The 25,424-nt window shown below is 58.6% G+C and carries 20 protein-coding genes; 7 read left to right on the plus strand and 13 right to left on the minus strand.

The window, feature by feature from the left end; translation table 11 throughout:
- Window positions 1-10 precede the first annotated feature (10 nt).
- Window positions 11-784: a siderophore-interacting protein gene (locus HCK03_RS03010; RefSeq protein WP_041147755.1), complete on the plus strand. Its 774-nt coding sequence runs from the start codon at window positions 11-13 to the stop codon at window positions 782-784.
- A gap of 182 nt (window positions 785-966) precedes the next feature.
- Here the strand turns inward: HCK03_RS03010 and HCK03_RS03015 are convergent, their stop codons facing one another.
- From HCK03_RS03015 to dhaK, 4 genes are all read right to left on the minus strand, one after another.
- Window positions 967-2,616 (minus strand): glycerone kinase, encoded by a 1,650-nt coding sequence (locus tag HCK03_RS03015; RefSeq protein ID WP_167691106.1) that lies wholly within the window; start codon window positions 2,614-2,616, stop codon window positions 967-969.
- Between the two features lie 82 nt (window positions 2,617-2,698).
- On the minus strand, window positions 2,699-4,120 hold the full coding sequence (dhaM, locus tag HCK03_RS03020) for a dihydroxyacetone kinase phosphoryl donor subunit DhaM (protein ID WP_167691107.1): 1,422 nt from the start codon (window positions 4,118-4,120) through the stop codon (window positions 2,699-2,701).
- Window positions 4,121-4,130: 10 nt separating this feature from the next.
- Window positions 4,131-4,763 carry a dihydroxyacetone kinase subunit DhaL gene (dhaL, locus tag HCK03_RS03025; protein WP_041147320.1) on the minus strand — a complete coding sequence of 211 codons (633 nt, stop codon included), beginning with the start codon at window positions 4,761-4,763 and terminating at the stop codon, window positions 4,131-4,133.
- A gap of 10 nt (window positions 4,764-4,773) precedes the next feature.
- Window positions 4,774-5,844, minus strand: coding sequence for a dihydroxyacetone kinase subunit DhaK (gene dhaK, locus HCK03_RS03030; protein ID WP_167691108.1), 1,071 nt, complete (start codon window positions 5,842-5,844; stop codon window positions 4,774-4,776).
- 595 nt (window positions 5,845-6,439) lie between these two features.
- Between dhaK and HCK03_RS03035 the strand changes: the two genes are divergently transcribed.
- From HCK03_RS03035 to HCK03_RS03055, 5 genes are all read left to right on the plus strand, one after another.
- Window positions 6,440-7,537 carry a glycerol dehydrogenase gene (locus HCK03_RS03035; protein ID WP_115191819.1) on the plus strand — a complete coding sequence of 366 codons (1,098 nt, stop codon included), beginning with the start codon at window positions 6,440-6,442 and terminating at the stop codon, window positions 7,535-7,537.
- A gap of 118 nt (window positions 7,538-7,655) precedes the next feature.
- On the plus strand, window positions 7,656-9,569 hold the full coding sequence (gene dhaR / locus HCK03_RS03040; protein WP_167691109.1) for a dihydroxyacetone kinase operon transcriptional regulator DhaR: 1,914 nt from the start codon (window positions 7,656-7,658) through the stop codon (window positions 9,567-9,569).
- A 534-nt stretch (window positions 9,570-10,103) separates the two neighbouring features.
- Window positions 10,104-11,792, plus strand: a complete 1,689-nt coding sequence (locus HCK03_RS03045; protein WP_167691110.1) for an arylsulfatase — start codon at window positions 10,104-10,106, stop codon at window positions 11,790-11,792.
- 71 nt (window positions 11,793-11,863) lie between these two features.
- Window positions 11,864-13,126: an anaerobic sulfatase maturase gene (locus HCK03_RS03050; RefSeq protein WP_076946604.1), complete on the plus strand. Its 1,263-nt coding sequence runs from the start codon at window positions 11,864-11,866 to the stop codon at window positions 13,124-13,126.
- 50 nt (window positions 13,127-13,176) lie between these two features.
- Window positions 13,177-14,172 carry an HAD family hydrolase gene (locus tag HCK03_RS03055; protein ID WP_041147314.1) on the plus strand — a complete coding sequence of 332 codons (996 nt, stop codon included), beginning with the start codon at window positions 13,177-13,179 and terminating at the stop codon, window positions 14,170-14,172.
- Window positions 14,173-14,222: 50 nt separating this feature from the next.
- Here the strand turns inward: HCK03_RS03055 and HCK03_RS03060 are convergent, their stop codons facing one another.
- The 8 genes from HCK03_RS03060 to HCK03_RS03095 all read right to left on the minus strand — a co-directional run bounded on the left by HCK03_RS03060 (window position 14,223) and on the right by HCK03_RS03095 (window position 23,029).
- The gene (locus HCK03_RS03060; RefSeq protein WP_167691111.1) at window positions 14,223-15,239 is read right to left on the minus strand and encodes a BatD family protein; all 1,017 of its coding nucleotides are present in this window, start codon (window positions 15,237-15,239) and stop codon (window positions 14,223-14,225) included.
- Window positions 15,236-16,759, minus strand: coding sequence for a VWA domain-containing protein (locus HCK03_RS03065; RefSeq protein WP_167691112.1), 1,524 nt, complete (start codon window positions 16,757-16,759; stop codon window positions 15,236-15,238). Before HCK03_RS03065 ends, HCK03_RS03060 begins: the two co-directional genes overlap by 4 nt.
- Window positions 16,756-17,733 (minus strand): VWA domain-containing protein, encoded by a 978-nt coding sequence (locus HCK03_RS03070; RefSeq protein WP_123551916.1) that lies wholly within the window; start codon window positions 17,731-17,733, stop codon window positions 16,756-16,758. Before HCK03_RS03070 ends, HCK03_RS03065 begins: the two co-directional genes overlap by 4 nt.
- The gene (locus tag HCK03_RS03075) at window positions 17,726-18,166 is read right to left on the minus strand and encodes a DUF4381 family protein (RefSeq protein WP_143966430.1); all 441 of its coding nucleotides are present in this window, start codon (window positions 18,164-18,166) and stop codon (window positions 17,726-17,728) included. The genes HCK03_RS03070 and HCK03_RS03075 overlap by 8 nt, the downstream gene beginning before the upstream one ends.
- A complete protein-coding gene (locus HCK03_RS03080; RefSeq protein ID WP_167691113.1) occupies window positions 18,167-19,072 on the minus strand; it encodes a DUF58 domain-containing protein in 906 nt (301 codons plus the stop codon).
- The gene (locus tag HCK03_RS03085; RefSeq protein WP_115191824.1) at window positions 19,072-20,070 is read right to left on the minus strand and encodes an AAA family ATPase; all 999 of its coding nucleotides are present in this window, start codon (window positions 20,068-20,070) and stop codon (window positions 19,072-19,074) included. Before HCK03_RS03085 ends, HCK03_RS03080 begins: the two co-directional genes overlap by 1 nt.
- Window positions 20,067-21,362: an anaerobic sulfatase maturase gene (locus HCK03_RS03090; RefSeq protein WP_167691114.1), complete on the minus strand. Its 1,296-nt coding sequence runs from the start codon at window positions 21,360-21,362 to the stop codon at window positions 20,067-20,069. Before HCK03_RS03090 ends, HCK03_RS03085 begins: the two co-directional genes overlap by 4 nt.
- An 89-nt stretch (window positions 21,363-21,451) precedes the next feature.
- Window positions 21,452-23,029: an arylsulfatase gene (locus tag HCK03_RS03095; protein WP_167691115.1), complete on the minus strand. Its 1,578-nt coding sequence runs from the start codon at window positions 23,027-23,029 to the stop codon at window positions 21,452-21,454.
- Between the two features lie 342 nt (window positions 23,030-23,371).
- On the opposite strand from HCK03_RS03095, the gene HCK03_RS03100 reads away from it, so the two are divergent.
- On the plus strand, window positions 23,372-24,064 hold the full coding sequence (locus tag HCK03_RS03100; RefSeq protein WP_041147305.1) for a helix-turn-helix domain-containing protein: 693 nt from the start codon (window positions 23,372-23,374) through the stop codon (window positions 24,062-24,064).
- Between the two features lie 416 nt (window positions 24,065-24,480).
- On the opposite strand, the gene HCK03_RS03105 is transcribed toward HCK03_RS03100, so the two are convergent.
- Window positions 24,481-25,416 (minus strand): pPIWI-associating nuclease domain-containing protein, encoded by a 936-nt coding sequence (locus HCK03_RS03105; protein ID WP_167691116.1) that lies wholly within the window; start codon window positions 25,414-25,416, stop codon window positions 24,481-24,483.
- Window positions 25,417-25,424 lie beyond the last annotated feature (8 nt).

The raw sequence follows: 25,424 nt of genomic DNA on the forward strand, positions 1-25,424 counted from the left end.
GCCGCCGATGATGACAACACTCAAAAAAACGCAGTACCCGCAGCGCGTACAAAATGAACTCCGTTTCCGCGAACTTACCGTGCTGCGCGTGGAGCGCGTGAGCGCTGGCTTCCAGCGCATCGTGCTGGGAGGCGACGCGCTGGAGGGTTTCGTTTCGCAGGGTTTTGATGACCACACCAAGCTCTTTTTCCCGCAGGAGGGCGCGACCTTTACGCCGCCGCAGGTGACGGATGAAGGCATTAACTGGGGCGAGGGCGTGCGCCCGGCCAGCCGCGACTACACGCCGCTGTACGATGCCGAACGCCATGAGCTGGCCTATGATTTCTTTATTCATGACGGCGGTCTCGCCAGCCGCTGGGCGCTGGCGGCAAGCGTCGGCGATAAGCTGGTCATTGGCGGGCCGCGCGGTTCGCTGGTGGTGCCGGAAGATTATGCCTGGCAGCTGTACGTGGGCGATGAGTCCGGTATGCCCGCGCTGCTTCGTCGCCTGCGGGCATTAAGCCAGCTGCCGGTTGTGCCGCAGGTAACGGCGATCGTCACCATCGGCGATGCGGCTTATAAAGACTATCTGGCGGAGTTTGACGGCTTCAATATTGAGTGGGTGGTGGGCCATAACCCCGCCGCGGTGGCCGAGCGTCTGGCGCAGGTGCGCGTCCCGGCGGAGGATTACTTTATCTGGGTGACCGGCGAAGGCGCGGTGGTGAAATCGCTGCTTGAGCGCTTTAAAGGGGATGAGATTGACCCGCAGCTGGTGCGCTCCCAGGCCTACTGGCACAGTAAGTAGTCAATGTAGCGAAATCCCGGGCTGCGGCGATTGCTCTGCCCGGGCTACCTGAGCAAAACTCCCTGCATTCTCTGCATTCTCTGCATTCTCTGCATTCTCTGCATTCTCTGCATTCTCTGCATTCTCTGCATTCTCTGCATTCCCGCAGGCACCGCGGCGCCTGCGGGAATATCTGTCTGTCTCTATTTCTCCGCCAGGGCCTTAAACACCATCGCCACCGCGTGAGCGCCCGGGTCCATATTGCCCAGCAGGCTGTCGCTGTTGAGATACGACGCGCGCCCGGCGTTGGCTTTGCTGGCGTGGAGGGTGCTTTCCGCGCCGGCCTCGGCCGCAGCAAACGCCGCCTGCAGATTGTCAGGCGCGGCCAGTAGCGAGGCCAGCGCCGGCTGCAGCGCGTCAATCATGGTGCGATCGCCTTCGTCCGCCCCGCCGTAAAATTTCATCTGCGCAAGGCCGGCGTTGAGCGCTTCGGCGACGCTGGCGCCCTGTTCCAGCTTCTGCCCGGCGGCGGTAAAGAAAATAGACATCAGCACGCCGCTGGAGCCGCCCATCACCACGGTCAGGCGTTCGCCGATCAGCGCAAACAGGGTGGCGAGGTTGGCGAGCGGCAGCTGCTGGCGATGCAGCAGGTCGGCCACGTCGCGCGCGCCCGCGGCGAAGGTCGACCCGGTGTCGCCGTCGCCGACTTTGGCATCCAGCGCGTTGAGGTGGGCCTCAAGGTCGGACAGCGTTGCGGTCACCGTTCCGACGTAGCCCGCCACGACGCTATGGTCTGAAGGCTGGAACTCCACGCGACTGCTGCGCAGCGAGCAGGGCATGACCCCGACGGCACGCGGCTGGACCGGCTTCTGCCAGCTGGCGGTTTCCACCTCGGAGAGCAGCGCTTTCTCAATGCTCTCTTCCAGCACGATCGCGGTGATCGAGAAGCCTTTCATATCCAGGGCGGTGACCAGAGACGCCGGGCCAATCAGCCAGTCAATACGCTGATGGAGCGGAGTGTTCGCCAGCTCGCGGGTGAGGATCGCCATTTCCGCGACCGATACGCCGCCGAGATTATTGAGCATCACCGCCAGGCGGCCGGTTTCCGGCAGGGCCGCGGTCAGCTTCTCCACCATCAGCTGCATAATCTGCGCGCTGTTCTGGGTGGCGATAACCGAAGCGCCGGGCTCGCCGTGAATGCCCATCCCCAGCTCCGCCTGTTCGGGATGGTGGCGCGGAGCCGTCTCGGCATCCTGCGGCAGGTGGCAGCTGGAGAGCGCGAGGCCGAGGCTGCGGGTGTTGTTCGCCGCGTACTGCGCTTCACGCAGCACGGTCGCCAGGTTGTAGCCGCGCTCGGCGAAGTAGCCCGCCACTTTATGCACCAGGATGGTCCCGGCAATGCCGCGCGGATGCTTGTTATCCGGCAGCGAAATATCGTCGCCGACGATCAGCATCTCGACGCTGTAGCCCAGGCGACGCGCTTTCTCCGCCGCGAGGCCAAAGTTCAGGCGATCGCCGGTGTAGTTCTTAACGATCAGCAGGCAGCCCGCTTCGCCGGTGACGGCCTGGATCGCCGTCAGCACCGCATCGACGCTTGGCGAAGCAAAAATATCGCCGCAGACGGCGGCGGTGAGCATGCCTTTACCAATAAAGCCCACGTGGGCCGGCTCGTGGCCGGAGCCGCCGCCGGAGATAACCGCGACGTTGCTCTTATTCAGATCGCTGCGCACGACCACGCGGATCGCCGGATCGCTCTCCAGCCGCGCCAGATTGTTCCACGGGCTGGCGATAATCGCCCCTTCAATAACGTCGCTGACGAGGCTGGTGCGCTGATTAAAAAAGAATTGAGACATAACGGTTCCTGGAGGTTGAGCGAAAACAAAATCCCCGGAGGCAGCGCCTCCGGCGTGAGGTCAATGGGGCCGACAGCGCGGGCTACCCGCGGATAATGCGCCTTTCGGCGACATCAAGGGTGATGGCATCGCCGCTGCGCAGCGTTTTCAGCGTCTCACCCTGCTGGCACAGACAGGCGATCCCGGCCTGGCGCGCGATGATCGCGCCGTGGGAAACGTCGCTGCCTTCCTGCAGACAGATCCCTTTTACCTGCCGGGGATCGAGCTGCACCACGGTAGAGGGGAAGATATCATCGGCGATAACGATCACCGGTTCATTCACCGCCAGCGGCACCTCGCTGCGGCCCTGAAGATGGCGCAGCGTGCGGTGGAGCAGATCTTCGATATCAATATAGCGCGCCTGCAGATAGGTATCGCTCAGCTGGCGATACTGCTGGCTGAGATCGACCAGCACCTGGTACCACGCCCACTCGGCGCAGCACTGCTCCTTGCTCAGGATGGCGCAGGCGGCGTCATAGAGTTCCGGGTCGTCGAGCAGGGTGTGGTGACCGGAGAAAATGGCCGCGATATCGGCGGAGTAGCGCTCCTCCGCCAGGCGGGTCAGGGCGTTGAGATCCGCCAGCGTCTGCTCAATGGCCTGCTTCAGGCGCCGCTGCTCTTTGGCGCTATTGGCGCTGTTTCGCCGCCGCGGCTCGGCATGCGGTAGGGGGTAGAGCAGCGCCTTCCCCTGGACGCGGGCAGCGGAGGGGACGATCGCCGCGGGGGCAGCGTCCGGCTGCTCGCCAAAGTGCTCCGCCGCCAGCGCCTGGAATGCGGCCAGCGCCGCCTCGGCATCCGGCCCGCGGGCCAGCAGCCGGAGCCTGTCGTCGCGGCGCACCTGCAGCAGCGCGATTTTATTGATGCTGTCCGGCGCCACGCACTTGCCGCCTTTCTCCAGCAGCAGATCGGCGTTGAAGCCGGCCAGCACCGCCACCAGGCGCGAGGCCGGACGAACGTGCAGGCCGTTGTGGTTGCTAATCACCACCGAAACCGACCGCGCGTCGTCATCTCCGGCAAAGGGGGTCGCCTCAGGGGCGGCCTGGGCGGGCGACGGTAATCCCAGCTGGACGCGCTTAGCCTCCAGCGCGTTCATGGCGTCCTCGATAACCTTGTCGATCGTTGATCCGGTTGCCGCGCTGACCGTTGCCGCCAGCGTACCTTCGACCAGCGGGGCCGCGCAGAGGCGAACCCTGGCGGCGATGGCCGGATCGAGAAGATCCAGCGCCGTCTCGGCGCTCAGCAGAGCGCTGCCGATATCCATCATCACCAGCACGTGATCGGCGTCGGCCACCGATTCAATGGCCTCCATCACCTTAATGGGATCGGTGCCGATCGGGCTCTCGGGATCGTCAATCCCGGCGGCGATCGCCAGCCGGCAGCCGTCACCGATTAACATCTGCCGGGCCAGCTCTCCGACGCCTTCGCCCAGTCGGGCGCTATGAGACACAATCACCAGGTTTACCATCGCTTTTTCCTTACTCTTTGGCTGCGGCAGCCAGCTCCTGAATCATAAACATCACCGAGGTCGCGCCCGGATCCTGATGCCCGATGCTGCGCTCGCCGAGGTAGCTGGCGCGGCCTTTGCGGGCCTGCATGGTGATGGTGGAGCGGGTGGCGATCTCCGCCTGCTTGCAGGCGGCGTCCAGCGCGGCCTGCAACGGCAGATGCTGTTCGCTGGAATGGCGCAATGATTCAACGACCGGTAGCCAGACGTCGCACATCGTTTTATCCCCCGGCTCCGCCTTGCCGCGGTTGACCACGCCGTCCGCGCCTTCGCGCATCATCTGATACAGCTCGTCGAGGCTGAGGCTCTGGTGCGCCTGGGTTACCTGCGCCGCGCGGATAAAGAAGGTGCCGAACAGCGGGCCGCTGGCGCCGCCGACGTTGGAAAGCAGCGTCATCCCGGTATTTTTGAGGATAAAACCGATGTCCTTATCGGCAATCGAAGGCAGTTTTTCCACCACCTTGCTGAAGCCGCGATGCATGTTCAGGCCGTGGTCAGCGTCGCCGATCTCTTTATCCAGCCCGGTAAGAAAATCCCGCTCTTTGGTAAAGATCTCGCCGCAGCGATAGAGCCAGTTAACGATCTGCGTTCTGTTCAGTGACATGTTGTGCTCCTTAATGGCCCCAGTTCAGCGCCGGGGTATGGACGGGGGCATCCCACAGGGCCAGCGTCTCGTCGTCGGCTTTCAGCAGGGTGATGGAAAAGCCCACCATATCCAGAGATGTGCAGTAGCTGCCGATAAGGCTGCGGGCGATAGCGATCCCGCTCTCCTCGCAGCGTTCGGCGAGGCGGTTGTAGACGCCGTACAGCTCCGACAGCGGCGTGGCGCCGAGGTTGTTGACCAGCGCGATGACGCGGTCGCCGCTCTGTAGCGCTTTTTTCCCCTGCTGGACGTCCTGCCAGCTGCCTTTGGCCAGATCCCACTGGCGCAGGGTACGGCTGTAGGTGCCGTTCTCCAGCAGGGTGGCGAACATTTCGTCCACGGTCTGGTCGAGCGAGCTGAAGGCGCGGCGGTCAATCCCCGGTTCGCCGTGGATGCCGACGCCGAACTCCATTTCATTATCCTGGAGCTCAAAAGAGGGCTGTCCGGCGGCCGGCACGGTGCAGGCCGCGAGGGCGACGCCGATGGAGTGGCCGAGGTTGTTGAGCCTGCGGCCCAGCTCGGCGCAGGCTTCCAGCGAATCGCCGCGTTCGGCGGCGGCACCCACCAGCTTTTCAATCAGCACGGTGTTGGCCACGCCCCGACGGCCGGCGGTATAGAGGCTGTCCTTCACCGCCACGTCATCATCGATGACCACGGTGGTGACCTTGACGCCGCTCTCATGCAGCAGCTCGGTGGCGGTTTCAAAATTCAAAATATCGCCGGTGTAGTTTTTGATAATCAGCAGCACGCCTTCGCCGCCGTCGATATTCATCGCGCACTCGAACATTTTATCCGGCGTCGGCGAGGTGAAGATCTCCCCCGGGCAGGCGCCGGAGAGCATGCCCTGGCCAATGTAGCCGCAGTGCATTGGCTCATGTCCGCTGCCGCCGCCGGAGAGCAGCGCCACCTTGCCGGCAACCGGCGCATCGGCGCGGGTGACGTACACCGGGTCCTGATGCAGCATTAATTGGGGATGGGCCTTCGCCAGGCCCGCGAGCTGTTCGCTCAGGACATCTTCGACACGATTAATCAGTTTTTTCATCTTCATGCTCCGTCACAGTGGTTCGATGCCGCCTCTCTGCTGGCGGAGGGGGTCATCGTGTAGGGGGTCGCCAGCCGATAGGCGCTGTCCGGCGATGTAGTGATTCTGGCTGAGTTGACGAAAAATAAAATCTGCCCGAAGTGGGTTTCATTACGGAACGTGATTGCTGATAAATGTTCCGTAATGAAACGTTTTTTGCGAAGAAAAAAGCAAAATGCGACCCAGAGCGGTTTTTTTCATCTCGCCGCGAGGCGGATAAGCGGCGATAACGAAGCGGGTTTTTAGTTTTTTTTCGCGGCCAGGGGCCGATTTCCCGGTGAGCTATGCTGCCTGCCGGGCAAATTTACGCTGCGCGGGCGGATCGGGATCGCAATCCCGGCGTTTTACCGTGATTAATGTTTCAATATGAAACGCAAAAATATTTTCTCTGTTCCATATCAGAACAAAAAGGCGAAATATTTTTTTGTTCTCCGCTCGCCCTACAGTGATTGCATCGCTCCGGTAGCGCTCCCGTTCCCCTCATTAGTAGAAGGCTGAACGCAGCGGCACCAGAGCTCATCATGTAAAAAAATGCTCTTATTTGAGGATGAAAGGAATGCTAAAAGTTATTCAATCTCCAGCCAAATATCTCCAGGGACCTGATGCATCCACGCTGTTTGGCGAGTACGCCAAAAACCTGGCGGACAGCTTTTTCGTGATTGCCGACGACTTCGTCATGAAGCTGGCGGGAGACAAGGTGCTGAACGGCCTGCACAGCCACAACATCAGCTGCCACGCCGCGCGCTTTAACGGTGAATGCAGCCATGCGGAAATCAACCGCCTGAGCGCGATTCTGCAGCAGCACGGCTGCCGCGGCGTGGTGGGGATTGGTGGTGGCAAGACGCTCGATACGGCGAAAGCCATCGGCTTTTACCAGAAGCTGCCGGTGGTGGTTATCCCCACCATCGCCTCTACCGATGCGCCAACCAGCGCGCTGTCGGTTATCTACAGCGAAGCGGGCGAATTTGAAGAGTATCTGATCTATCCGAAAAACCCGGATATGGTGGTAATGGATACGGCGATTATCGCCAAAGCGCCGGTGCGCCTGCTGGTGGCCGGGATGGGCGATGCGCTCTCGACCTGGTTTGAAGCGAAGGCCTGTTTTGACGCCAGAGCAACCAGCATGGCGGGCGGCCAGTCCACGGCGGCGGCCTTAAGCCTGGCGCGCCTGTGCTATGATACGCTGCTGGCCGAGGGCGAAAAAGCGCGCCTCGCCGCCCAGGCGGGGGTCGTGACCGATGCCCTGGAGCGCATCGTGGAGGCCAATACCTACCTCAGCGGTATCGGCTTTGAAAGCAGCGGCCTTGCCGGGGCGCATGCTATCCATAACGGCTTTACCATTCTGGAAGAGTGCCACCATCTGTACCACGGCGAAAAAGTGGCGTTTGGTACCCTGACCCAGCTGGTGCTGCAAAACAGCCCGCTGGAAGAGATCGAAACGGTGCTGAACTTCTGCCAGAAGGTGGGCCTGCCGGTGACCCTTGCGCAAATGGGCGTCAAGGAGGGCATTGAAGGGAAAATTGAAGCCGTGGCGCAGGCAACCTGCGCGCCGGGCGAAACCATCCACAATATGCCGTTCCCGGTGACCGCCAGCAGCGTCTACGCCGCGATCCTCACCGCCGACCTGCTGGGGCAGCAGTGGCTGGCGCGGTGATAGCATGGCGGTAAGTCTCTTCTCTGGAGAGTAAAGAGGCCTTTTCTCCCCTTCGGCAGCGTCTGCCGGAGGGGTTGTCGTTTTTAATACGGTCGTTTTTAACACAGCGGAAACGGATATGACTGCGCAGACTCAGAGCTTTTCTTCGGTGATAACCCAGTCATGGCATCGCTGCAGCAAGTTTATGCAGCGCGAGACCTGGCAGGCGCCGCACCAGGCGCAGGGGCTGACGTTTGAATCGATCTGTCGGCGCAAAACCGCGCTGCTGACGATTGGTCAGGCCGCGCTCGAGGACGCCTGGGAGTTTATGGATAGCCGTCCCTGCGGGCTGTTTATCCTCGATGAGTCCGCCTGTATTCTCAGCCGCTGCGGCGATCCGCAGACCCTTGACCAGCTTGCCGAGCTGGGCTTTCGCGACGGCAGCTACTGCGCGGAAAGCATTATCGGCAGCTGCGCACTCTCCCTGGCCTCCATGCTCGGGCAGCCGGTGAAAACCGCCGGCGACAGCCACTTCAAGCAGGCGCTGCGCCCGTGGTCGTTCAGCTCGACGCCGGTGTTTGATAACCACGGCCGGCTGTTTGGCTCGATCTCGCTGTGCTGCCTCACGCAGCAGCAGGCGACGTCGGACCTGTCGCTGACCCTCGCGATCGCCCGCGAGGTGGGCAACTCCCTGCTCACCGACAGCCTGCTGGCCGAGTCCAATCGCCATCTGAACCAGATGTACGGCCTGCTGGAAAGCATGGATGACGGGGTGATGGCGTGGAACGAGCAGGGCGTCCTGCAGTTTCTCAACGCGCGGGCCGCGACGCTGCTGCATCTCGACGTGCAGGCCAGCCAGGGGCGCAATATCAATGAGCTGGTGACGCTGCCGGCGCTGCTGCGTCGGGCGATTAAGCACGCGCGCGGGCTGAATCATGCGGAAGTGACCTTCGAAAGCCAGCACCAGTTTGTCGATGCGGTGATCACGCTGAAGCCGATTGTCGAAGAGCAGGGCAACAGCTTTATTCTGCTGCTGCACCCGGTAGAGCAGATGCGCCAGCTGATGACCAGCCAGTTGGGCAAGGTGAGCCACACCTTCGAGCAGATGTCGGCGGACGATCCGGAGACCCGGCGCCTGATTCATTTTGGTCGCCAGGCGGCGAGGGGCGCCTTTCCGGTGCTGCTGTGCGGGGAAGAGGGCGTCGGCAAAGAGCTGCTCGGCCAGGCGATTCATAATGAAAGCGAGCGGGCGGGCGGGCCCTATATTGCGGTGAACTGCCAGCTGTACGCCGACGGCGCGCTCGGGCAGGATTTTATGGGCAGCGCGCCGACCGACGACGAAAACGGCCGCCTGAGCCGGCTGGAGCTGGCCAACGGCGGCACCCTGTTTCTGGAAAAAATCGAGTACCTGGCGCCGGAGCTGCAGTCCGCGCTGCTGCAGGTTATTAAGCAGGGCGTACTAACCCGCCTCGACGCCCGCCGCCTGATCCCGGTGGACGTCAAGGTGATCGCCACCACCACCGTCGACCTCGCCAACCTGGTGGAGCAGAACCGCTTTAGCCGCCAGCTGTACTACGCGCTGCACTCGTTTGAGATCGTTATTCCCCCGCTGCGGGCGCGGCGCAACAGCATCACCTCGCTGGTGCATAACCGCCTGCGCAGCCTGGAAAAGCGCTTCTCGTCGCGCCTGAAGGTGGACGACGACGCCCTGGCGCAGCTGGTGAACTACTCATGGCCCGGGAATGATTTTGAACTGAACAGCATTATTGAAAACGTCGCGATCAGCAGCGATAACGGGCACGTGCGCCTGAGCAACCTGCCGGAGTACCTGTTTACCGAGCGTACCGGCAGCGATACCTCCTCTTCGCTGCTCCCCGCCAGCCTGACGTTTAGCGCCATTGAAAAAGAGGCGATTATCCATGCCGCCCGAGTGACCAGCGGCCGCATCCAGGAGATGTCGCAGCTGCTGAATATCGGGCGTACCACGCTGTGGCGAAAAATGAAGCAATATGATATCGACGCCGGCCAGTTTAAGCGTAAACATCTGGAGTAAGCGGAAATAGCGGAAGACGACTCTATTTTATTTTTCTTTTTCCGCAATTCGGCGGCGGCGTTATGGCGCCGCGTTAATGTACCGGTGTAATACTTAAGTATTACTTCCTGGTTGTATTCTGCGTCGAATAGATTAAATCCGGCTGTAAAAACAAACGCTAAATTTTATGCGCCTCTCAGCTTTCCTCAGTCCGTTAAGGGACTGTGCTATGGTTCTTTTAAAAACATCATCTTAGACTGTTTTCACCGTATGGCCCTGCATGACTCGGAATTACCGAAGTGATTAAAACGGCTGCGTTTAGCGCCGGCCTTACCGCTCTGTTTGTTGCGTAAAAATGGCAAAAATAAAGCCCGCGATACTGGATTTTTATAGGCTTATAAACTTCACTTAAACGGCATCTTCTTCGTTACGGTAATAAGCTTTATTCATCTATCTCATTTTTGATGCAAAGATTTAAATTATTCTCTCCAATTCACCCGGTATTATTCAAATATTGAGATAAATCAGACCCATTCTGAGTCATGAGGTTTAGCAATGAAACGAAAGTACAAGGGCATTGGCGTGCTGGCCTTCGCCGCGGGTTCTTTTTTACCGGGCGCCACCGCCCAGGCCGCTGACCAGAATGCGGCAGTGTCAAATGAAGGGACGGCCAGAAAGCCGAATATCATTTTGATTGTTTCTGATGACACCGGTTATGGCGACCTTGGGGTTTACGGCGGAGGGGAAGGGCGCGGTATGCCAACGCCAAACCTCGATCGTATGGCCGATGAGGGGATGACTTTCTTTGATTTCTACGGCCAGCCGAGCAGCACCCCGGGCCGGGCCGCGATGCAAACCGGACGTATCCCCAACCGCAGCGGTATGACCACCGTGGCCTTCCAGGGCCAGGGCGGCGGCCTGCCGAAAGAGGAGTGGACGCTGGCCTCCGTGCTTAAAACCGGGGGATACAAAACGTTCTTTACCGGTAAGTGGCACCTCGGCGAGGCAGATTATGCGCTGCCAAACGCCCAGGGCTATGACGAAATGAAGTATGCCGGCCTGTATCACCTGAATGCCTATACCTACGCCGACCCAACCTGGTTCCCGGATATGGATCCAAAACTTCGCGAGATGTTTGTTCGCGTGACCCGCGGCGCCCTCTCGGGTAATGCCGGTGAGGCGGCGAAGGAAGAGTTCAAAATCAACGGTCAGTACGTGAATACGCCGGTGGTTGACGGCAAAGAGGGCGTGGTGGGCATCCCGTTCTTTGACCGCTACGTTGAAAAGGCCTCCCTCGATTATCTCGACGCCAACGCTAAATCCTCTGAACCGTTCTTTATGAGCATCAACTTCATGAAGAACCACCAGCCGAATATGCCTGACCCGGACTTTATCGGTAAGTCCATGTCGAAGAGCAAATATGCCGACTCGATGGTGGAAATGGATGCGCGCGTTGGCCATATCATGGATAAGCTGCGCCAGCTTGGCCTCGATAAAAACACCCTTGTAGTCTGGACCACCGACAACGGTGCCTGGCAGGACGTCTATCCGGACGCCGGCTATACCCCGTTCCGCGGCACCAAGGGCACCGACCGTGAAGGCGGTAGCCGGGTTCCTGCCATCGCCTGGTGGCCGGGCAAAATTAAAGAGCACAGCCGCAACCATGACATCGTGGGCGGCCTGGACCTGATGGCAACCTTCGCTTCGGTGGCCGGCATTCAGCTACCGACGAAAGACCGCGCCGGCCAGCCTATCATCTTCGACAGCTATGATATCTCTCCGGTGCTGTTCGGGACCGGTAAAGATCCGCGCACCTCGTGGTTCTACTTTACCGAAAATGAGCTCACCCCAGGCGCCGCCCGCGTTGGCAACTACAAGGCGGTATTTAACCTGCGCGGAGATAACGGCGCGAAGACCGGCGGCCTTGCCGTCGATTCTAACCTCGGCTGGAAGGGGCCTGAATCCTACGTCGCGACCGTCCCGCAGATTTTTGACCTCTGGCAGGATCCGCAGGAGCGTTACGACATCTTCATGAACAACTATACCGAGCGGACCTGGACGCTGGTGACCTTCAACGAGGCGATTAACGGGTTGATGAAGACCTATATTCAGTATCCGCCGCGTAAGCCGCAGAGTGAAGCCTACAGCGGCCCCATCACCCTGTCGCAATACCAGCGTTTTAGCAGCGTTCGTGAACAATTACAGAAAGAAGGTTTCCAGCTGGCGATGCCAAACGGGAACTAAACTCTCTCCAGCCCGGTGCGACTCTGCCGGGCTTTTTATTTTTGTGAGCCCCATTACGCAGGTCCTGGTTGATGAAAAAAAGTACCACGATCCCCCTGACGCCGCTGCAGAACCACGGGCGATACCTGCCCGCCTACAAACGTCGCTATCACATGATGGCCAAACCCAGCGGTTCAACCTGCAACCTCGACTGTAACTACTGCTTTTATCTGCATAAAGAGCAGCTTTTGCAGCAGCAGCACGACAAAGGAATGAGCGATGAGGTGCTGGAAAACTTTATTCGCCAGTATATTCAGAGCCAGGACGGCGAAGAGATCATTTTCTCCTGGCAGGGCGGCGAGCCGACCCTGATGGGGCTGGAATTTTTTGAAAAAGTGGTGGCCCTGCAAAAGAAGTATCAGCCGAAGCACCAGCGTATTGAAAACGATCTGCAGACCAACGGCGTGCTGATAAACGACAGGTGGGCCGCTTTCCTTAAGGCGCACCGCTTTCTTGTCGGCGTCTCGATTGACGGGCCTCGCGAGATCCATGACCGCTTTCGCGTCACGCGCAGCGGTAAGCCCACCTTCGATAAGGTCATGGCGGGGATCGATGCGCTGAAGCGGCATCAGGTGCCCTTTAACGCGCTGGCGGTCGTCAATCGGGTCAACGCCCGCTTTCCCCGCGAGGTGTACCGCTTTCTGACCCGCGAGCTGGGGGCGACCTATATTCAGTTCACTCCGTGCGTCGAGGCGAGCGATTTTAAAACCACCGCCCCTCAGTTCTGGCGGGAAGAGACCATCCCGCTCACCGGCTCCCGCCGCGCCAGGCCGGGAGATCTCGACTCTATCGTCACCGACTGGTCGGTTGACCCCGACGACTGGGGGCATTTCCTGACCGAAGCCTTCGATGAGTGGGTGACCTACGATTTGGGCCGGGTGCAGGTCAACTTGTTTGAAACCGCCGTGGTGCAAACCATGGGGCTGCCTTCCCAGCTGTGCATCACCGCGCCATTTTGCGGCAAGGCGCTGGCCATTGAGAAAAATGGCGACGTCTATTCCTGCGATCACTACGTTTACCCTGAATATAAATTAGGCAACATTCGCGGCCACAAGCTGACGGATATGGTGTTCTCTGAACGACAGAAAGTATTTGGTATGGGCAAGAAAGAGACGCTGCCCGCCTACTGTAAAAGCTGCCCGCATCTGAACCTATGCTGGGGAGAGTGTCCGAAAAATCGCATCGTGCGCGCGCCGGACGGTGAAGAGGGGTTGAACTATCTGTGCCCTGGCTTCCGGCATTTTTACTCTACGGTGAAGCCCACGCTGGAGAAAATTGCCGCGATGTTGAAGTAGCCACGCGGCTATCGCTTCGGTTTGCTGCGCGTAAATGACAAAGGAACAAAATGAAAAAAACAATCTTAATCAGCCTGCTGCTGGCGAGCTTTGGTAGCGCTGCGAGTACCGACATGCTCTCGGCGTGGAAAGACACGTCGGCGAAGCGGGCAATTGAACAGTGGGTGCAAAACTCGACGCGCGAAGGGAGCCCGGACTTTATTCCGCTGAATAAACGCTACGTGGTGTTCGATAACGATGGCACCCTCTGGCCGGAAGCGCCGCTGACCTTCCAGCTCCAGTTCGCGGTGGACGAAGTCAAACGCCTGGAGCCGCAGCATCCGGAGTGGAAAAACGATCCGCTCGTCGCCGCGGTCATGAAGAATGATCTGAAGACGCTGGCGGCATCCGGCGAAAAGGGGCTGCTGCAGCTTCTTGCCCTAACCCACAGCGGGATGACGACGGAGGAGTTTAGCCAGCGCGTCAGCGACTGGTTCGATCATCATCAGGATAAGCGTAGCGGATGCCGCTACGACCAGCTCGGCTATCAGCCGATGCGCCAGCTGCTGGATTATCTGCGCGCCAACGGCTTTAAGACCTGGATAGTCTCCGGCGGCGGCATCGATTTTATGCGCGTGGTCTCGGAAAAAATGTACGCGATCCCGCCGGAGCAGGTGATTGGCTCCTTCGCATTAAGCGAATTTAGCCTCACGGATAATGGCACCCAGCTGCGCAAGACGATGAAAGGGGCCTTCAATGATGATGCCGCGGCGAAGCCGGTCGCTATTCATCTATTTATGGGCCAGCGCCCGGTTGCCGCCTTCGGCAATAGCGACGGCGATCTGGCGATGCTGCAGTACACCGCGGCGAATCCGCACTACAAAACCTTTGAGCTGCTGGTCCACCATACCGATGCGGCGCGGGAATACGCCTACGACAGCCATCCGCCCGCCAGCGGAAAGCTGGTGGAAGGGCTAAAGCAGGCGACGCAAAAAGGCTGGACGGTTGTTGATATGAAGCAGGACTGGAACACCGTGTTTGACCCGGCGCTGTGTAAAGCGCAATAGCCGGACAGGGGCAAAAAGCAGGGGCGCCGATGCGCCCCTTGTTGTCTCGATTAGCGCGGCTTTCTCCCGCTCGGCATCAGCGGCGGTAAAGGCTGCGGTTGCCAGAAGTTTTGCCACAGCCCGTACAGCCGGCGAAGGCTCCGCTCAAGCCCACGGCGGGTAAACCACATGCCGCCAATGAAAAGGACGGCCAGCGATCCCCACAGCAGATCCCACCATCTTTCCCCTGCCGTCGCGCCGCGCAGCGACGCTTCGGTGCCGGCCGCACGAGCCGGTGCGACCCTGAGTGTTTCTCCTGCGAGCTCGGCGACCTGCCACTGCTGGCTCGCGGTGTTCCACCAGCGCAGCTTAACCGGCGGCAGCACGAGGGTTCCGCTCTGGGTGGGAAGATAGCGCAGCCGCTCCACCCGACGCGTACCGGTAACGTCGCCGCGATCGCCCTGCAGCGGCGTGTTAATCGGCGTGAGGCGCTGGGTTTCTCTGCCCGCAATCGCGTAGAGCAGCGGCGGTATCTGCGCGGGCAGGGCATCCAGGGCATCGACGGTAACAATACGATCGACGACATCCCCGACGCGCAGCGCCGACGTCTTACCGGCGTGGTACTGGCGAATATCCTGCGTCATCGTCAGCCGACTGGCGGGTAAAAAATGGTCTGCCTGGGTGATGCCCGCCGGCCATTTTACGCGCCTTTCCAGCGCCGGAAGGTGCACGGTTACCGGCCCCTGGCTGGCGGACGCCACGGTGACATCAACCGCCGGCAGGCGCAGCGTTCCCTGCTCCCAGGCCGCGGCCTGGCGTTCGAGACGGATCCCGCTCCAGGTAATACCGTTCTTTTTACGCGTGACCAACTGAGAAGGGAGCGGGGTGCTCAGCAGCTCGCCGTTTTTCACCGCGAAATCCGGCCATTCCGGCGGAGGGTTAAACCAGCTGTCGGTCCAGTAGGTCACCGCCACGCGCACCGGCTGGCCGGGTACCAGCAGCGCCGGGGCGTCGAGCTCGCGGGTGATATCCATCGCCGCATGGGCCGGGAGCGTGGCGATCAGTAGCCACAGAAGCGCTTTTTTCATGGGGCCTTCTCCTCTGCGCCGTTGCGATACAGGCTCTGTAAAAGCCCCGTCGGCGAGACGTCCAGAGCCTCGAACCATTGGTTGACCTGCGGAGTGCTGCCGGCGACGGCGCCCATCTGTTTCTGATCGACCCCCTGATGCTTCTGCAGATCGTGGACGATCTTATCCGGACCATCGTCCATCGCATCGCCCTGCGCCTGCTGGCGTTCACGTTCCTGCTGGCGAATGCGCATCACAATTTGTGCAACTTGCTCGCGATTTTGCAGGGCCAGCGTCCAGTCCGGACGCAGGCTAAGGGCGCGATCGTAACTGTCGAGCGCCAGCTGCCACTGCTTTTGCTGAGCCTGGCTATTGCCGGTCCATAGCAGGGCTTCCGCCGTTTGCGGGGCCTCGCGAAATGAGCGCGCGGCGAGGGTGAAGCGGCCGGCCCGATACCAGGCGATACCCTGCCACAGCGGGTCGTGAAAATGTGCCGCCGCTTCGGCGTAATCGCCCTGCGCAAAAGCGTGCTGCCCCTGGACGTCCGGCGGTATCCACGCGTCCAGCCAGGCCGCTTCCCCGTGCGGCGACCAGAGCAGGGTCGGCAGCAGAAGGGTGACGTAGATGAGCTGGCGTCGCCAGAACAGCAGGAGGATCAGCATCGGGATGACCAACAGGTAGCCGCTATTCTGCCAGCGCAAATCCTGGCGGGCGTTATTTTGCTGCGTCACCGATTGCTGGATATGGCTGAGGATCGCCTGCATATCGTCGTTATCGTCGGTGACCAGGGTGACGGGAATGCCGCCGTCGCGTACCTGGCTAAACCGTTCGACGTTGAGCCGGGTATCCACGCCGCGGCTGGCATAACGCTCAGGCAGCGCGCCGCCCGCCGCGGTGCCGGGTACCCAAATTTGCAGCGGCAGGCGCTGGCCTTTCAGCCAGACAGCGTCCGCTGGCGACAGGGTATCGGCCACGAGGATCAGGCTGCGCGGTGCGTCCCGCCCGGCGGGAAGGTTCTTCAGCGCCAGCGCCACCGCCTGCGGCAGCGATGAGCCCTCGCCTTGCGGCAGGAGCGACGGCGTTTGCGCGTTGAGGAAAAGGCTATAAAACTGCGGGTCCTGGGTAAGCGGCGTGGTCAGAAATGCCTGCGAGCTGTAGACCACGAGGCCAAAATGCGCGCCGGGCAGGCGCTGCATCAGGGCGGCGATTTTGCTTTGCATCCGCTGGTGGCGAGAAGGCGCCAGATCCCCGGCGTACATGGCCGGATCCTGTTGCAGGATAACCATCACATTGCTTTGCGGCGTCAGCGCCGCCGGCAGCTCGCGTTGCCAGGTGGGGCCCGCGAGCGCGATAACGCCGAGGGCGAGCAGCCAGGGCAGCAGGTTGGCGAGGCGCCTGCGGCGATGGATAATTAACGAGCGAAAGGGTTTATCCAGCAGCCTATGCCAGGCGGAGCGTCCGCTATGCGGGAGCCACGCCAGCGCCGCGCAGAGCAGCAGGGCCGTTAAGCGCCAGGGGTAGATAAAGTGAACGTTGCTCATGCCATTTTCTCCCGGACATAGCGGCCCACAGCGAGCGTCAATAGCAGCAATAGCGCCGTGGAAAGCGGCCACGGATAGAGCGCTTTGTGCCACGACCAGCCCAGGCTTTGTACCTGCACCGGAGTGATGGCATCGATTTTTTGCCACACCTCGTCCAGCGCGCTGCCGGAGCGCGCGGCGGTCCAGGCGTGGCCGCCGGTGGTTTTGGCGATGCGCTGCAGTAGGGCAAGGTCGACCTTGTCGTTGTCGCGGCTGTTAGGATCGCCGAAGGCGATGGTATGCACCTGTACGTGGTGCTCTGCGGCGAGCTTCGCCGCCAGCATAGGGGGAAGCTGCGAGGCGGTGTCGTTGCCGTCGGTCAGGAGAATCGCCAGCTTATCGGCCCGGCTATCGGGGCCTGCATCCAGCACTTTTACCGCCACGCCAAGGGCATCGCCAATGGCGGTCTGTTGGCCAATCATTCCCGGCGCCAGCTGATTAATCCGCGTTTGCAGCGCCTGTTTATCCTCGCTGATGGGGGCAAACGGCCAGGCCTTAGTGGCAAAAATAACCATGCCAATACGGTCCGAACGGCGGCTGGCGACGAACTTGCGCAGGGAGTCCTGTACCGCCTGCTGGCGCGTGATGCCGCCCTCGACGTCGGTTTTGCCCATTGAGCCAGAGACATCGATGATGAGCACGATGTCGCGCATTGGCCTGGTGATGTACTGCGGCGGCGTCAGGTATTCCGGGCGTGCCAGCGCGCAGATAAGCAGCGACCAGATTAACCAGAACAGGAGCGCTCCGCGCCTGCTGCCGCGCTCGGGACGGGCATCGAGCTTAAGCGCATCGATAAGCGAGGGTAGAAAGGGGACCCGCACCTGCTCCGGCACCGTTTTGCCCGGCTGCGGCAGATAACGGGTGACCAGAGGCAGAAGGAGCAGAAGCCCGGCCCAGGGCCAGGCAAAATCAATCCGCGTGAGCCATTCAGACATTCGGTAGCTCCTTTAGCCAGCGGGCAAGCTGGCGGCGAAGGCGCGCCGACTGTTCATCGCTCAGCGCGTTATCGGCCCGGCAGTAGCGGGCAATCATTTGCCGACGCAGGTCATCGTCGATGGCTATTGGCGCCAGGACTGCTTTCGGTGCCAGGGCCCGGCTCATCTCCTGACGAGGCCGGTGAACCAGCTGGATCCGCTTAATCAGCTGTAGCCAGCTATCGACGGTCTGCGGCTGGGCTAGCGCGCCCAGAGCTTCTCGCCGCCAGCGGTTGCGGCGCCAGCGGGCGTAGCGGGTGATACACAGCGCGATGGCGAGCAGCAGCAGGCCGCAGATCAGCAGATCCCAGCCGAGAGGGAGTGGGAACCATGACGCCGCCGGAGGGAGCACGGGGTCCCGCAGGGCAGGAACCACATAGCCTTTCTCAAACATTTAAATACCCTTTTGTAACTGGCGCAGCAGATCCTGAGCAACCGTCAGGTGATTCACCTTGATACCCAATCGGCTCAGGTCACGCTGCTGTTGCGCCAGCCTGACGGTAATCTGCTGTCGTATTTCGTGGCTGAGCGCGGGTGAAAGGGAGACGTTGGCCTCGCGTCCGGCGTAGCGGGCAGCCAGGGATCCGCTACGCGGCAGGCGCAGATGGAGATCGTCAAAAATAATGAAGGCGCTGATTTCACAGCGGCGACGAAGGTGGGCCAGCAGGGCCTGCGCGCGGGCGTCGAGATCGTGAAAGTCGCTCACAATCGCCACCCATGCGCCATGCGGAACGGCGTGGGCGGCGCGCTGCAGGATGTGCGCCAGCGATAGCGAGCCGTCAGGCTCCGCGGGATATTGTGCGGGCAGCAGCCGGTTGTAGCGCTGCAGATCGTCAAGGATGGCGGGCAGACCGCTGCGCGGGGAGCGGCATTTTTGCAGCGACAGCGTCGTATCGTTAAAGATGAGGCTTCCTACCCGATCGCCGTCGTGATGACAGCGCCAGGCCAGCAGCGCGGCGGCTTTCGCGGCGGCGACCGATTTAGTTTGCCCACGCGTCGCAAAATACATATCCAGGCGCTGATCGACCAGCAAAAAGACCGGGCGCTCGCGCTCTTCGTTATAGAGCCGTATCCACGGCGAACGCAGGCGCGCCGTGGCCTGCCAGTCAATCATGCGCACATCGTCGCCGGGCTGATAGCGGCGCAGGCTGTCGAAGTTAAGGCCGCGTCCCCGCTGGCGAGAAACGCGTTCGCCTGACAGCGCACCCGGCGGGATCTGCCCGGGCGGGTTGGCTATCAACCGCGCCAGCGGGGCGAGGTCGAGTAGCGCCTGGCGATCGATGCTCAGCTCGGCGGCCATCAAACCACCACGGCGTTAAGCAGCATGGCGACAACATCGTCGGCGCTGCAGCCGTCGGCATTGGCCTGATAGCTGAGCATCAGGCGATGGCGCATCACCGGCGGGGCAATATACTGCACATCGTCGGGGAGCACGGCGTCGCGGCCTTCAAGCCAGGCCTGCGCGCGGGCGCAGCGCTCCAGGGCCAGGGTGCCGCGCGGGCTAAGGCCAAAGGTGAGATAGCTCGCCAGCTGCTCGCTTACGCTTTGCGGCGCGCGGGAAGCGTTGACCAGATCGACAATATAGGTTTCGATGATCGATGAGACGTGGATATCCGCAATCTCCCGCCAGCAGGAGGCAATCTCCTGTTGCGAAAGCATCAGCGCTTCCGGCTGGGGCGGCGTTTTTTCAGGCGTCAGGCCGCGATATTTCTCCTGCTGCTCCGCGCGCACGAGCTGCATGACGCGCTGCTCGTGCTCTTTAGACGGATAGCCGACCTGCACTTTCATCAGGAAGCGGTCAAGCTGAGCTTCCGGTAGCGGCCAGGTTCCCTCCTGATCGACGGGGTTTTGCGTGGCCAGCACCATAAAGACGCCGGGCAGCGGCCAGCTTTTACCGGCGACGGTGACGTGCCGCTCTTCCATTGCTTCCAGCAGCGCGGACTGCACGCGGGCAGAGGCGCGGTTAATTTCATCTGCCAGGATGATGTTGCCAAAAACGGGCCCCGGGCGGAAACGGAACTGATCCTCTTCACGAGTCGCGTTTTGCTGATAGATCTCGCTGCCGGTGATGTCGGAGGGCAGCAGGTCCGGCGTAAACTGAATGCGGCGGAATTCGCCGCTAATGTGGCCCGCCAGTTCGCGCACGGCGCGCGTTTTCGCGAGGCCCGGCAGGCCTTCGAGAAGAATGTGGCCGTCGCAGAGCAGGGCGATGATCAGCATGCGTACCAGCGTCTCCTGGCCGAGAACCTGAGCGTTCATGCGCTGCTCCAGCTGGAGGATGTTATCGCGGATATTCATCGTGCTACTCCGTTAAAATCACGCGTCGCCAGGGTGACGATGCCCGCCAAAATGGGTTCGGCGTAGTTGAAGAAGGCTTTAATACCCGGGCAGAGATAGTTCAGGCCGAGCTCGCCGTCCGCCGCGCGAACCAGGCGATTTTTCGGGCATTCGCCGTGACACAGCTTCAGGTACGGGCACTCTTTACACTGTTTTGGCAAGGTAGCGCATTTACCCATACCGAACGCCTGCTGGCGCTCGGAAAAAGCCATGCGGGCCAGGGTGTTATCGGCGATATTGCCCATCTGATACTGGGGGTAGACGTAGTGGTCGCAGGAAAAAACGTCGCCGTTTTTTTCGATGGCGAGTCCTTTCCCGCAGAATTCAGAGGTGGTGCAGATTTGCGCCGGCATGCCCATCATCTGGGCGACGGCGGTTTCGAATAAATTAACCTGTACGCGCCCGAGGTCGTTGTTAACCCACTCTTCGAAGGTCGCGGTCAGGAAGCTTCCCCACTCCTCAGGGTCAACCGACCAGTCGGTGACGATGGCGTCGAGATCTCCCGGGCGAGCCCGGCGGCTGCCGACGACGGGAATGGTATCGTCGTGCCAGAAGTGGGGGGCGGTACGGGTGAAGTCCACCGGTTCAACGCAGGGGTTATACTGCACGTAGGTCGCGCCCAGCTCGCGAGTGACAAAGCGATACACTTCTAGCGGAAAGCGGGCGTTGGTGCGGTTTACGGTGACCAGAGCGTTAAAGGGGACGCCGTGGCGTTTCAGGGCATCGGCTCCGGCCATCACCTTGTCGAAGGTGGGCTTGCCGCTGCGGGTCAGGCGGTAGCGGTCGTGGAGCTCGCGGGGGCCGTCAATCGACAGTCCCACCAGGAAGCGGTGCTCTTTGAGAAATTCAGCCCACCTGTCGTTGAGCAAGATTCCATTGGTTTGCAGGTCATTTTCAATTTTCTGGCCGGGCTTTTGATACATTTTTTGGAATTTCACCACCTTGTGGAAAAACTCCAGCCCCATCAGCGTGGGTTCGCCACCCTGCCAGGAGAAGACTATCTGTTCGCCGTCCTGACCGTCGATATACTGGCGAATAAAATTCTCCAGTACCTCATCGCTCATGTTGGAGTGGGCCTCCTGCTGCAGCAGCTCTTCTTTGTGCAGGTAGAAGCAGTAGGTGCAGTCGAGGTTGCATGCTGAGCCGGTAGGTTTGGCCATCACGTGAAAGCGGCGTTGATATTGTGGTCCGTTACCCGCGTACTTTTCTGCCGAGGGTAGCGCTTTAACGGGCACAGTAGTGCTGTGTTTCATCAATAACTCCTGGATCGATAGGTCGAGGGTAAAGCGGAGAGAGGAAGCGGCAACGGGGGCGGCGAACCGCCCCTGAAGTAGAGGTGCCGTTATTTGTTGGCGTTAGCGCCCTGCTCGAGCATCGCGCCCACATCGGAAACGGTGAATGAGCCTGGTTTCTGACGCGGGGGGAACTCTTTGAAGGTTGCCAGCATATCTTTCGCTGACTTCTGCGCGCCGCCCAGCAGGAACAGACGGTCGTAGAACCAGCTGTCGTAGCCCATACCGTCGGTACCTTTTTCTAACGGATCGGCTTCAAGATCGAAGATCAGCGGCGTGCGCAGCCTGGTGAACGGATAGCGCCACAAATCAAGACCGGTATGTTCCTGAATCATAAAGTGGATTTTCCAGCGTCCCTGGCGCATAGCCAGCAGATCGCCGTCATCGCTCCAGTAGAAGAACTCGTTACGCTGGTCCTTCGCTTTACCCTGCAGGAAGTCGAGCTGGTTGTAGCCGTCCAGGTGAACTTTGTAGGTGATCGACGGCGTCTTATAGCCTTTCAGCAGCTCCTGCTTGATACCGGCGTCGCCCGCGGCGGCGGCCAGCGTCGGGAACCAGTCGTAGCTGGCGAACATATCGTTAATAACGGTGCCCGGCTTGATGTGGTTCGGCCATTTGATCATTGCCGGTACGCGGAAGCCGCCTTCCCAGCCGGTGTTTTTCTCGCCGCGGAACGGCGTTTCGCCGCCGTCTGGCCAGGTTGCTGTCATCGGGCCGTTATCGGTGGTGTAGATAACGATCGTATTATCTTCGATGCCCAGGTCTTTGATTTTCTTAAGCACTTCACCAACGGTCTTATCGTGCTCAACCATACCGTCGGCATAGGTTCCGAGGCCGGTTGCACCAATGCTGGCGTCTTTGAGGTGCGTTTTGTTGTGCATACGGGTGGTGTTATACCAGGTGAAGAACGGCTTCCCGGCTTTTACCTGGCGTTCCATAAAGTCGTTATTCGCCGCCAGGGTTTCATCATCCACGGTACCCATGCGCTTCACGGTTAACGGACCGGTATCTTCAATTTTGCCGTCAGCGCTGCTCTTGATGACGCCGCGTGGGCCAAACTGCTTGCGGAATGCCGGATCTTTCGGATAGTCCGGGTTTTCCGGCTCTTCTTCAGCGTTCAGGTGGTACAGGTTGCCGAGGAACTCGTCGAAGCCGTGCGCGGTCGGCAGGAACTCATCGCGGTCGCCGAGATGGTTTTTACCAAACTGACCGGTGGCATAGCCCAGCTGCTTGAGGATATTGGCGATAGTCGGGTCTTCTTTCTGCAGACCCTGCGGAGCGCCCGGCATACCGACTTTACTCATCCCGGTACGGAACGGCATCTGGCCGGTAATGAAAGCCGAACGACCGGCCGTCGAGCTTTGCTCGGCGTAATAGGAGGTAAACTTCGCCCCCTGCGCGGCGATGCTATCGATGTTCGGCGTTTTATAGCCCATCATGCCCTGGTTATAGGTACTCAGGTTCCAGTAACCGATATCATCACCGAAAATAACGACGATGTTCGGCTTAGATGCATTTTGCTTGGTGGGGGCGGCATTCGTCGCGGCATGTGCCACGGTGGCGGCGCCTGAGACTAACGTCAGCATACTGGCTAACATTGTTCTCTTGAACGGAATATGTTTAAACATTATCGAGTTCCTTTTATTTTACTTTGCGCAGGGTTACACGGCGTAAAATAGGTTGTTGGTGAAGTGCTTTGTTTATTTTTAAAATATCAATGTGAGATTTATTTAAAAATAAATCAGCTGCTTCAGCGATCGTGAAAACCAGGTGTTCATGTTTTCGTCGGTTTTCGCATTCTACGAAGATAGATGGTGGTATACGAGAGGGGAGTCTCTTAAGGGACTCAAAATTTTAGCCGGTCACTATTTCGCGGCGCAACAATATGAACAAAAGATGCTATAGTTAATTGACGAATTTAATCTTAGATACGTATTTTTAACTGTTTTTAAAAGGAATTGTGAGGTGATATGAAAACTGCCTATTCCGGGTTCATTGATAACTATAATGATACGGTGGCCAACGATATCGAAATTATCCAACCGTTAATTTCTGCCCGGCAGCCGAGAATCATCAGAGATAACGGCGTTTTCAAAGTGAATCAAGGTGAAATCGTTATTGTGGTTGACGGTATTGTCTCTGTGGAGATTGAGTACAACGTTGGCTTTGGCGCCGAAGACAAGGGCGGGCAGGGGCGTAAAAAAAAGGAGATGCTGCAGATCGGAAAAGGGCTGCGGGGGATGATCTTTGGAATTATTGAAAATTACGGTCCAGCAATCGCCCTAAAATATACTGCCAAAAAAAATGTTAAGATCGTGACCTGCGATAAGGAGCTGTTCGAGCGTTATTTTATTCAGCGCGACCGCTTTGCCTATCTGATGGAGATCATGGCATTTCAGCTGGCATTAATTATCGATGCCCATCATGAAAAAAATCTTCCCTCGCGATATGACACGATAAAGTCGATGATTTATCGCTATAAAAAGCAAAAGGATGAAGGGGTTTTACATGATAAAAGCCTGGCGAGCTTTATCCTTAAACGTACCAAAATGTCCCGTAGCCATCTTTTTAGAGTGCTGGCTGAATTAAAAACCGGGGGGTATATAAAAATCGAGAATGGCGTGCTGGTCGAGATTGTTAACGAGCTTCCCGATAAATATTAGGGTGCGCTGCTTAATAAACATGAGGCTATTCGGCCGGCGCGAAATTTTAAATATGGCCGGCGGCTGGACTTGATGCGGCGGCGCGGAGATGTTAGCCGGGGCAACAATGGGGATGGCGCATGGCATCGAAGGCAGCGGTGTGGCTGCGTGGGTATCGTACGAGCTCTCTGCCGACCTGCTGTGGGCGTTCTGAAAAGAGTAAGGGCCGACGATTGCTCGCCAGCCCTTGCTGTGTTTGGTGGCCCCTGCTGGACTTGAACCAGCGACCAAGCGATTATGAGTTCCTATAAGAACAACCGAAAATCAATAGTTTGCCTTGTTTATCATTGACATATATTGCCATCGTTTGCCAGTGCTTACCCATTGTTCGCCATTTCTACCGCCACTTCATCGCCACTATTCAATGCTTCTTTATGTCAGAAAGGTGTGCTTTCATCCATTTCAATGTCAGAAGATGAAACTGAGACATGATGAATTTCATTTCTTTCCATCTCCATCATTTGAGCCTCCTGCTCTCCATCATCGTACCAAGAAGAAGTGTCTACCTCTAAAGCTTCAGATATGACTTCGAATGTTTCAGGGGAGTCTAGATGAGAGGCCATGCGCAACGTGAATGGATAACTTTCGTCCAAACTAACCCCATCATTGCTGGGTCCATACTCTTGAGTAACATAAACGGTGCCGGTTGCATAAATATTGATGTACTCATCATCAATGGAAGTGATTCCAAATTCTTCGACCTCTGTGTAATCTACAAATGCATGATTCGCGATAGTCACAAGATTTTCAGGCATTGTGCTTACTGCTGTGTCGATGACTGCATCTCTGATTTTATCTTCGAGGGTACGAATCAATTCATCTCTACAATTATGTATACCATTTAGTATCTCTGTTGCGGTCTGAAGTATTTGTTTGGACTTTTCGAAAAATTCTTGAGGGGATGGGTGCATATATTTTTCAGTTATATGCGTGTATGTGTTTAAGAAGAAAAAGAGTTTAAGCATCTCATCTATTCTTTCATTAGATTCTTCTAGGAACTCTTCACCCAAGTATGCATCTGAAATTTTAGCCTGGGAGCAGTACTTTAAACGCTGTTTCCTGGATATTTTGTAATGTTCATGTTCTCTTTCATACCATGATGCTTGTAATAACTTATCATTTGGCGATTTTTTCTCAATGATGTGTGTTATTAGTTCGCGAATTGAAAATGCAAAGTTATGAAAACGTAATGGATTGCCGTGTGAGGCATAATTTCGTAAGCAAGCTGTGAATAATTCTTTTTCAAAATTAGTTTCTAAATGATTCAGGAAGTCATTTACAAAATCAAGAGACTGTAACTTTTTAAGTTTCATCGTTTAAC

The sequence above is a fragment of the Klebsiella terrigena genome, assembly GCF_012029655.1.
Lineage (GTDB): Bacteria > Pseudomonadota > Gammaproteobacteria > Enterobacterales > Enterobacteriaceae > Klebsiella > Klebsiella terrigena.